The sequence below is a fragment of the Variovorax sp. OV329 genome, assembly GCF_900114785.1.
Lineage (GTDB): Bacteria > Pseudomonadota > Gammaproteobacteria > Burkholderiales > Burkholderiaceae_C > Variovorax.
In genome coordinates this window covers 67,142-76,376 of the sequence record NZ_FOUG01000002.1, presented here as the reverse complement: position 1 = coordinate 76,376, position 9,235 = coordinate 67,142, and the positions used below count along the sequence as shown (strand labels likewise).

The 9,235-nt window shown below is 69.2% G+C and carries 11 protein-coding genes; 6 read left to right on the top strand and 5 right to left on the bottom strand.

Annotated features, from left to right (window positions below; all coding sequences use genetic code 11):
- Positions 1–51: 51 nt before the first annotated feature.
- Positions 52–927: a phosphate/phosphite/phosphonate ABC transporter substrate-binding protein gene (locus BM345_RS03105; protein ID WP_093375459.1), complete on the bottom strand. Its 876-nt coding sequence runs from the start codon at positions 925–927 to the stop codon at positions 52–54.
- Between the two features lie 164 nt (positions 928–1,091).
- Entirely contained in the window at positions 1,092–1,568 is a 477-nt protein-coding gene (locus BM345_RS03100) for a hypothetical protein (protein WP_139237457.1), read from the bottom strand.
- 150 nt (positions 1,569–1,718) lie between these two features.
- Here BM345_RS03100 and BM345_RS03095 point away from each other — a divergent pair, with 150 nt between their 5' ends.
- Both BM345_RS03095 and BM345_RS03090 read left to right on the top strand, forming a co-directional pair.
- The gene (locus tag BM345_RS03095) at positions 1,719–2,132 is read left to right on the top strand and encodes a group II truncated hemoglobin (RefSeq protein ID WP_093375455.1); all 414 of its coding nucleotides are present in this window, start codon (positions 1,719–1,721) and stop codon (positions 2,130–2,132) included.
- A gap of 25 nt (positions 2,133–2,157) precedes the next feature.
- Complete coding sequence (locus BM345_RS03090) at positions 2,158–3,384, top strand: NAD(P)/FAD-dependent oxidoreductase (protein WP_093375453.1); 1,227 nt, start codon at positions 2,158–2,160, stop codon at positions 3,382–3,384.
- 7 nt (positions 3,385–3,391) lie between these two features.
- On the opposite strand, the gene BM345_RS03085 is transcribed toward BM345_RS03090, so the two are convergent.
- Both BM345_RS03085 and radC read right to left on the bottom strand, forming a co-directional pair.
- Positions 3,392–4,054: a Smr/MutS family protein gene (locus BM345_RS03085; protein WP_093375451.1), complete on the bottom strand. Its 663-nt coding sequence runs from the start codon at positions 4,052–4,054 to the stop codon at positions 3,392–3,394.
- Between the two features lie 59 nt (positions 4,055–4,113).
- Entirely contained in the window at positions 4,114–4,791 is a 678-nt protein-coding gene (gene radC, locus BM345_RS03080) for a RadC family protein (protein ID WP_093375449.1), read from the bottom strand.
- Positions 4,792–4,856: 65 nt separating this feature from the next.
- Here radC and BM345_RS03075 point away from each other — a divergent pair, with 65 nt between their 5' ends.
- From BM345_RS03075 to BM345_RS03065, 3 genes are read left to right on the top strand one after another with little or no spacing between them, the layout of a single operon-like run.
- Positions 4,857–5,324: an FKBP-type peptidyl-prolyl cis-trans isomerase gene (locus tag BM345_RS03075; protein ID WP_093375447.1), complete on the top strand. Its 468-nt coding sequence runs from the start codon at positions 4,857–4,859 to the stop codon at positions 5,322–5,324.
- A 5-nt stretch (positions 5,325–5,329) separates the two neighbouring features.
- Positions 5,330–6,295, top strand: coding sequence for a 4-hydroxy-3-methylbut-2-enyl diphosphate reductase (ispH, locus tag BM345_RS03070; RefSeq protein WP_175544889.1), 966 nt, complete (start codon positions 5,330–5,332; stop codon positions 6,293–6,295).
- Positions 6,292–7,239, top strand: coding sequence for a threonine/serine dehydratase (locus BM345_RS03065; RefSeq protein WP_093375443.1), 948 nt, complete (start codon positions 6,292–6,294; stop codon positions 7,237–7,239). The genes ispH and BM345_RS03065 overlap by 4 nt, the downstream gene beginning before the upstream one ends.
- Before the next feature lie 171 nt (positions 7,240–7,410).
- Here the strand turns inward: BM345_RS03065 and BM345_RS03060 are convergent, their stop codons facing one another.
- Complete coding sequence (locus tag BM345_RS03060; RefSeq protein ID WP_093375441.1) at positions 7,411–7,812, bottom strand: VOC family protein; 402 nt, start codon at positions 7,810–7,812, stop codon at positions 7,411–7,413.
- An 84-nt stretch (positions 7,813–7,896) separates the two neighbouring features.
- On the opposite strand from BM345_RS03060, the gene serS reads away from it, so the two are divergent.
- Positions 7,897–9,228: a serine--tRNA ligase gene (gene serS, locus BM345_RS03055; protein ID WP_093375439.1), complete on the top strand. Its 1,332-nt coding sequence runs from the start codon at positions 7,897–7,899 to the stop codon at positions 9,226–9,228.
- Positions 9,229–9,235: the final 7 nt, after the last annotated feature.

The following is a 9,235-nucleotide window of genomic DNA, read 5'->3' as shown; positions in this document are numbered from 1 at the left end:
GCACCGGGTGCACGAAGGCGTCGACTTAGGGTCGGCCAGCTGGCCGAAGGCTCAGACGCCCAGCCAGCTCGTCAGGGTCTTCTCCAGTTCGGCCGAAGGCGCGACGAAGGAGGTGTAGCCCGAGGTGGCGAGCGCCTTCTTGCCGGCGTCGGTGGTCGACAGCTCCAGCAGCGTCTCGCGCACCGTGGCGGTGGTGGTCGCGTCCAGCTTGCTCGAGGCCAGCCACTGCTTGATCGGCACCGCGCGGGATTCGGCACAGGTCTTGCCGCCCGTGCCCTTCCAGGCCCTGATCACGCCCGCCGAGGCGGTCGCGCCATAGGCGGTGAAGCCGTTCTGCACATAGAAGGGCACCGCGTCCTGGTAGCGGGTGGTCGACAGCTTCACGCTGCCGTCCTGCAGGCCCTGCTCGCGCAGCATGGCGCGGGTGATGACGGCGGTGATCGAGTCCGGGTCGGGCGTGACCAGGCTCTTGCCGGCGAATTCCTTCCAGTTGGAGATCGGCTGCGCGTCCTTGCACAGGAAGGACACCTTGTAGTCGGTGTAGCCGGAGGTCCAGGCCACCGACTTGTAGCGGCCCGACTTGGTGGATTCGAAGGCCAGGTGGGCCGGATGCAGGAAGACCACGTCCACCTGCTGCTGCTGCATGGCGGCGCGCGAGGCGTTGTAGGTGCTCAGCACCTTGATGCTGACGGGCTGCTTCAGCGCCTTGCCCAGCGCCTCGGCGATGGGGGCGAACTTGGCCTCGATCTCGGGGTCGGTGGCGCGGTAGGTCACGCCTTCGGTCACGCCGATCACCAGGCCCTGGGCCGAGGTCGCGGCGCTGGCCAGCAGCAGGGCGGCCAGAAGGGGGAGGCGGGCGGCGGCGCGGACTCGAGCGCTTTTGCCTGAGGGATTCGGGCCGGACTCGCCCGCGTGACTGTCTTGCATCTTGTCTCCGGATCTCGTCGTTCTGTTGCGATCGGCCTGCGGGTGCGGTCTGCGCCCCGGCAACGTCTCACAAAGTGTAAAAGACTGTCTTCAGTGCGGCGAGTCAGTGAAAAGGATTCACTTGGCCACCGGCATGCAAAGTAATGCGCAAAGGGCGCAGGAGATCAGGAGGGCTTGCCCGTTCCGAAATCCATGAAGTCGGTCGGGGCGAAGGCTCGGCTGGGCGCCGGGGCGGCCGGGCTGGCGGCGTCGCCCTGGCCGAAGGCCATGAAATCGGTGGGCGCGAAGGCCTGGTCGCGGCGGGCCTGTGCATTGGCCGCCTGGCGGCGCTTGGCCTGGTCGCGCAGGCGCGCCAGGTCGGCCCGGACTTCATCCAGGGTGCGCTGGGCCTGCGTGGTGGCGGGGGCGGGCGTGACCGGGGCCAGGGTTGCGCGAACCGACACGGGAGTCACGGTGATGGGGGCGGGGCCGGTCGGCACCGAGGGCCGCACGACTTCTGCACGGGCCGGGGGGGCGGCATTGACATGCGGACGACCGGCAACGGCCCGCGTCTTGGCCGCGTGAGCCGATTTGGCGCGCGGCGGGAAGACCGGCTGGTTCAGGATGCGAATGATGGTGCCGAACAATTGCGCTGCGTCCATGGCGTGGGAGACCCAAAGTTTTAACCAATTGTTAATGAAGCCCGGCGTCAGGACATCCGGGTCGGCCGCGTCAATCCCTGCGGCTGTCAACAATTCCACGAAACGCCGCAGCGGCCCGGAGGAATTGGCGCCAAGGCGATACTCGCGACCATGCAGATTGAAGAAAAGCCGCCCTTCGACACGCCCTTCGAATGGATAGGCGGCGAAGACAAGGTGAAGGCGCTGGTCGACCGTTTCTACGACCTGATGGAGCTCGAGCCTGCCTATGCCCGCCTGCGCGCGGTCCATGGCCCCTCGCTGGACAACGCGCGCCAGCGCCTGTTCTGGTTCCTGTGCGGCTGGCTGGGCGGACCTTCCCACTACACCGACCGTTTCGGCCACCCCATGCTGCGCGCCCGCCACATGCCCCAGAGCATCGGCGGCCATGCCATCGGCATCAAGGAGCGCGACGAGTGGCTGGCCTGCATGGACCAGGCCATGGGGGAGACCGGCGTTCCCGAGGGGCTGCGAGAGCGGCTTCGCAACAGCTTCTTCCAGACCGCCGACTGGATGCGCAACCGATAACGACAGAGACCCAGACAGGACCTCCATGAATTCCATCGTCATCGTCGGCGGCGGCCATGCCGCTGCCCAGCTGTGTGCAGGGCTGGCCGAGGCTGGCCAGGCCGCGCGCGTGCACCTCGTGTGCGAAGAGGCCTGCGAGCCCTATCACCGCCCGCCCTTGTCCAAGACCTTTCTCAAGAGCGCGGACCAGGCCACCCAGCCGCACCGGCCCCCGAACTGGTTCCAGGACTCGGGCATCCATCTGCACCTGGGCGACCCGGTGGTGGCCATCGACCGTGCAGCCCACACGGTGTCGCTGCGCTCGGGCGCCGTGCTCCCCTGGGAGAAGCTGGTGCTGGCCACCGGCAGCCGCGCGCGCCGCCTGCCGGCGCTGGGCGATGCGCCGCTGGACAACGTCATCACCCTGCGCGCGGCCGACGAGGCCCAGCGCCTGCGCGAGCGCCTCGCCCAGGCCGGGCATGTCACCGTGCTGGGCGGCGGCTTCATCGGCCTGGAAGTGGCCTGCACTGCGCTGGCGCTGGGCAAGAAGGTGCGCGTGATCGAGGTGGCGCCGCGCCTGCTGGGCCGCGCCGTCTCGCCGGCCCTGTCGAAACACGTGCTGCAGACCCACCGCGCCGCCGGCATGGAGATCGATCTGGGCGCCGCCGTGGGCGGCTTCGAGCTCGAGGACGGCCGCCTGGCCGCGCTCGAGGTCAACGGCCAGCGCCAGCCGGTGGACCTGCTGCTGCTGGGCATCGGCGGCGTGCCGGAAACGGCGCTGGCGCAGGCCAGCGGGCTGGAGTGCGCCGACGGCATCGTGGTCGACGCCCACATGCAGACCAGCGACCCCGCCGTGCTGGCCGTGGGCGACTGCACGCGCTTCCCGGACCGCCGTGCCGGTCGCGCGCTGCGGCTGGAGTCGGTGCAGAACGCCAACGACCAGGCGCGAACTGCGGTTGCCACCCTCACCGGCGCGGCGCGCGAGCACGACGCCATCGCGTGGTTCTGGTCCGACCAGGGCAGCCTGCGCCTGCAGATGGCCGGCCTGATGCCGGCCGAGGGAACGCCCGGGCTGGCGAGCGTGCGCCGGCCGGGGCCCAACGACAGCGCCTTCTCGCTGCTGCACTACGTGGACGGCAAGCTGGTGTGCGTCGAGTCGGTCAACGCGCCGGTGGACCACATGATGAGCCGCAAGCTGCTCGAAGCCGGCCGCAACCCGCCGCCGGAACAGGCGGCCGATCCGGCCGTGCCGCTCAAGAGCCTGCTGGCCTGAGCGCCTTCTAGCGCGACCCCGGCGCCAGCAGCACCAGAAGCGCGCCGGCGCCGCCTTCGGCCGGGCGGGCCTGCACGAAGGCCAGCACCTCGACCTTCTGGATCAGCCAGCGCTGCGCCTTCACCTTCAGCACCGGCTGGCGCCCGGGCGAGCCCAGGCCTTTGCCGTGCACCACGCGCACGCAGCGCAGGCCCTGCTTGAAAGATGTGCGGATGAACTGCGACAGCGCTTCGCGCGCCTCGTCGCTGCGCATGCCGTGCAGGTCGATCTCGCGCTGGATCGACCATTCGCCCCCGCGCAGCTTGCGTGTCACGTCGGTGCCGATGCCGGGGCGCCGGAAACTCATGGCGTCGTCGGCATCGAGCAGGGTGCTGACGTCGAACTCGTCAGACATCGCTTCCCGCAGCACGCGCTGCTCGTCGAGCTGGTGCTGCATGGGAATGGGCGGCGGCGGCTCGGGCGCGAGGGGCACCGCGAGCTTCTGGTGGTTGCGCAGCGGCTGGGTGGCGCCGATGGCGCGGGCGAACAGGTCCTGCTCGGCGTGCTTCTTCTTCTGCTGGGCGGCGCGTGCGGCGGCCTCGGCCGCGGCCTTCTCCTGCTGCTCGGCCAACTGCCGCTGCACGCCCTTGAGATCGGCCAGGGTCTTGAAAGTAGGTCCTTTGGAAGGCATGGACGCATCGTACGGGACCAGCCCTGGCCGCCCGGGGCGCGCGGGAATCGACGCCGCGGCTACATGAGCCCGCGCTCGGCCATCGACAGGGCCACCTCGCGGGCGACGATCACGTGGTCCAGCACGCGCACGTCGATCAGCGCCAGGGCGGCGCGCAGCGCCTGGGTCAGTGCCTCGTCGGCGCGCGAGGGCTCGGCGCAGCCGCTGGGATGGTTGTGGGCCAGCACCACCGCAGCGGCGTGCAGCTGCAGGGCCCGCATCACCACCTCGCGCGGATAGACGCTGGCCTGGCTCAGCGTGCCGCGGAACAGCTCCTCCATGGCGATCATCCGGTGCTGCGAGTCCAGGAAAAGCACGGCGAACACCTCGTGCGCCTTGCTGCCGATGGACAGGCGCAGGTAGTTCTTGACGGCCTCGGGGGACTCGAACATCGTCCGCTCCCTGAGCCGCTCGGCCAGGGCACGGCGGGCCAGCTCCAGCACCGCCGCCACCTCGGCCCGCTTGGCGCTGCCGCCCAGCCCCTTGACCTGGGCCAGCTCGTCCAGGCTGGCGTTCAGCAGGCCCGAGAGCCCGCCGAAGCGATCGAGCAGCTCCTGCGCCAGCTGCAGCACGTTCTTGCCGGCGATGCCGGTGCGCAGCAGCAGGGCCAGCAATTCGGCGTCGTCCAGCGCCGCAGGACCACGCGCGATGAGCTTTTCGCGCGGGCGCGCCCCCAGGGGCAGGTCCTTGAAAGACATGGTGCTTCGGGGCCTTTGACCCCCCTCCCTAAAATACGGGGATCAGTTTATCGGGGCTCCCCACCTTGTCTGCGCCTAATTCCGCCGATGCCGCCGTCGTTGTGACGCCCGGCGCCTTCCTCACCCTGCACTACCGGCTGTCGGGCCCGGCGGGCGACGTCATCAACACCTTCAACGACAAGCCCGCCACGCTGTCGCTGGGAACGGGCGAGCTGTCGCCGGCCATGGAGCAGCGCCTGCTCGGCCTGGCCGAGGGCGCCCACGTGACCTTCGAGCTGCCGGCCGGCGAGGCCTTCGGCGAGCGCAACCCCGAGATGCAGCAATGGGTGGCCCGCAGCCTGCTGGCCAAGATGGGCGACCCCGACGAGAAGTACCAGCTTGGCGACGTGGTGCAGTTCCCCACGCCCGACGGGCAGGGCAGCTACGCTGGCGCCGTGACCGAGCTGAGCGACACCGCGGTGCGCTTCGACTTCAACCATCCCCTGGCCGGCCAGCCCGTGACCTTCGAGGTCCGGCTGATCGGCGTGCTGTGAACCCCATGAGTGCCGTCAACGAGATCATCCTGGCCGAGCCGCGGGGCTTCTGCGCCGGCGTGGACCGTGCCATCGAGATCGTGGAACGCGCCATCGCCAAGTTCGGCGCGCCCATCTACGTGCGCCACGAGATCGTGCACAACACCTACGTCGTGAACGAACTGAAGGCCAAGGGCGCGATCTTCATCGAGGAACTGGACGAAGTCCCGCCTGGCGCCACCCTGGTCTTCAGTGCCCACGGCGTGAGCAAAGCGGTGGAGGCCGAGGCGCGTGCGCGCGGCTTCTCCATCTTCGACGCCACCTGTCCGCTGGTGACCAAGGTGCACGTCGAGGTTGCGAAGCTGGCCAGGGAAGGCTTCGAATTCATCATGATCGGCCACAAGGGGCACCCCGAGGTGGAAGGCACCATGGGCCAGCTGTCCAGCGGCATCCACCTGGTGGAGGACGTGAAGGACGTGGCCCGCGTGCAGCCGGGGCAGACCGAGAAGCTTGCGGTGGTCACGCAGACCACGCTGTCGGTGGACGACGCGGCCGACATCGCCGCGGCCGTGCGCGCGCGCTTTCCCAGCGTGCGCGAGCCCAAGCAGCAGGACATCTGCTATGCCACGCAAAATCGCCAGGATGCGGTGAAGGTACTGAGCCCCCAGGTGGACATCGTGATCGTGGTGGGCAGCCCCACCAGCTCCAACAGCAACCGCCTGCGCGAGCTGGCGCAGCGCCTGGGCACCGAGAGCTACATGGTCGATTCGGCCGACGAACTGAAAGCGCAGTGGTTCGAGGGCAAGACGCGCGTGGGCCTCACGGCGGGCGCGTCGGCGCCCGAGGTGCTGGTCAAGGAAGTGATCGAGCGCATCCGCGCCTTGGGCGCAGTGTCGGTGCGCAAGATGAGCGGCATCGAGGAAACCATCAAGTTCCCGCTGCCCAAGGGCCTGAAGCTGGAAGGCCAGAAGCACCCGGGGCACATCTCGTGAGCTGGCGTGCGGACATCGAGGCGGCTGCGCAGCGGCTGCGCGAGCAGGGCCGCGGCTACGTGCGCGAGACGCCGCTTTGGAAGCTGCCCGGCGCGCTCTTCGGCATCGAACGATCGGGCGTCGAGATCTGGCTCAAGCTTGAGCACCTGCAGGCCAGCGGCAGCTTCAAGGCGCGCGGCATGATGAACCGGCTGCTGTCACACGACATCCCCGAAAGCGGGGCAATCGTGGCCTCGGGCGGCAATGCCGGCATCGCCACCGCCGGCGCAGCGCAGGCGCTGGGCGTGCATTGCGAGGTGTTCCTGCCCGAGATCTCTTCCGAGGCCAAGCGCGCGCGCCTGCGTTCGCTGGGCGCCAAGGTGGTGGTCGGGGGCGCCGCCTATGCCGATGCCCTGGCCGCCTGCCTGGCGCGCCAGCGCGAGAGCGGCGCGCTGCTGACCCATGCCTACGACCAGCCCGAAGTGGTGGCCGGCGCCGGCACCCTGGGCCGCGAGATCGAGGCGCAGGGCGGCCTGCCCGCCAGCGTGCTCGTCAGCGTGGGCGGCGGCGGCCTCATCGGCGGCCTGGCCGCCTGGTTCGAGACACGCAGCCGCGTGGTGTCGCTGGAGCCCGAGCAGGCGCCCACCCTGTTCCGCGCCCGAGAAGCTGGCGAGCCCGTGGATGTGGAAGTGAGCGGCATCGCCGCCGACTCGCTGGGCGCGCGCCGCATCGGCGCCCTGGCCTGGGAGCACACCCAGGCCCACGTACGCGATGCCCTGCTGCTGCCCGACACAGCCATCCGCAGCGCGCAGCTGTGGCTGTGGAAGGAACTGAAGCTCGCCGTCGAGCCCGCCGCCGCGCTGCCGCTGGCCGCGCTGCAATCAGGCACCTACCGCCCCCAGCCTGGCGAAAAGATCTGCCTGATCATCTGCGGCGCCAACGTGGACCCCGCCAGCCTGAACTGAGCGCGCACCCCACCGCGGACGTAGTCCGCAGGTGGCCCCTCCCAGCCGGCGTGACAGACCCCGAAGCCAGCCCTCGCCGCGGAACCGGCTTTGCCGGGCCGCAGGCGGAGTCTCCCCCTCGGGGGGTGGCGAATTACACGAAGCGAAGCGGAGTGAAAAGCCGGGGGGCAGTCAGTGCTCGCAGTTGACCATCCAAGGCACCCCGAACTTGTCCTCCAGCATGCCGAAGCCTTTCGCCCAGAAGGTCTCGCCATAAGGCATGGTCACCTTCCCGCCGGCGGACAGCGCATCGAACAGGCGCTTGCCTTCCTCCACGCTCTTGCCCTGCACCGAAAGCGAGAAACCCTTGAAGCCCTCGTGCGGCATGCCCGGCGGCATGTCGGAGGCCATCAGCTGGTGGCCCTGCGCCTCCAGGGTGGCATGCATGATCTTGTTCTTGTGGCTGTCGGGCGTGTCCTTGGCCATGGGGCTCTCGGCAAAGGTCATTGAGAACACGATCTTTCCGTCCAGGCACTTGGCATAGAACGAAAGTGCCTCGGTCGCGTTGCCGTCGAAGGCGAGATAGGCTTGCATGGCGATTCATCTCCTTGTGGGTGAGGAACGACGAAGGAAGCCGAGCATCCTAGCGCCGTCATGGGGCCGCCTAAAATCGGAAACATGCTCGATATCACTCTGTTACGCAAAGACCTCGCCAGCGCGGTGGCCGGCCTGGAAAAGCGCAAGAACCCGCAGCCCTACTTGGACGTCGCCGCCTTCTCCGCGCTGGAGGCCGAGCGCAAGCGCCTGCAGACCCGCACCGAGGAGATCCAGGCGCGGCGCAATGCGCTGAACAAGCAGATCGGCCCCCTCAAGGCCAAGGGCGAGCCGGTGGATGCGCTGATGACCGAGGTCAACGCGCTCAAGGGCGAGCAGGAGTCGTCCGCGGCGCGCCTGGAAGAGATCCAGCCCGAGCTGCAGGCCCTGCTGCTGGCCGTGCCCAACCTGCCGCACGAGAGCGTGCCGGTCGGTGAAGACGAGCATGCCAACGTCGAGGTCCGCCGCTGGAGCCCCAAGGGCGGCGAGGGCGGCGCGGCCACGCCCCTGGGCTTCACGCCCAAGGACCACGTGGAGCTGGGCGGCCCGCTGGGCCTGGACTTCGAGACCGGCGTGAAGCTCGCCGGCTCGCGCTTCACCGTGATGAAGGGCACCATTGCCCGACTGCACCGCGCGCTCGCGCAGTTCATGCTCGACACGCAGACGCTCAAGCACGGCTACACCGAGTGCTACGTGCCCTACATCGTCAACGGCGAGACGCTGCGCGGCACGGGCCAGCTGCCCAAGTTCGAGGGCGACCTTTTCGCCGCGCGCAAGGGCGGCCAGGAAGGCGAGGCGCAACCCGACCTGACGGCGCTCTACCTGATCCCCACCGCCGAGGTGCCGCTGACCAACTTCGTGCGCGACGAAATCGTGCCCGAGGCCACGCTGCCGATCCGCCTCACCGCCCACAGCCCCTGCTTCCGTTCGGAAGCGGGCAGCGCCGGACGCGACACGCGCGGCATGATTCGCCAGCACCAGTTCGACAAGGTCGAGATGGTGCAGATCACGCACCCGGAAAAGAGCTACGAGGCGCTGGAAGAGATGACGCGCCACGCCGAGGCCGTGCTGCAGGCGCTGGAGTTGCCCTATCGTGTGGTGCTGCTGTGCACCGGTGACATGGGCTTCGGCTCGACCAAGACCTACGACCTGGAAGTGTGGCTGCCGGCGCAGGACACGTACCGCGAGATCAGCTCGGTGTCCAACTGCGAGGCCTTCCAGGCCCGCCGCCTTCAGGCGCGCTTCAAGAACGCCCAGGGCCGCAACGAGCTGGTGCACACCCTCAACGGCTCCGGCCTGGCCGTGGGCCGCACGCTGGTGGCGGTGCTGGAGAACCACCAGCAGGCCGACGGTTCCATCGTCGTGCCGGCCGCGCTGCAGCCCTACCTTGGCGGCCAAGCAGTGCTGAAGGCCTGAAAGGCAC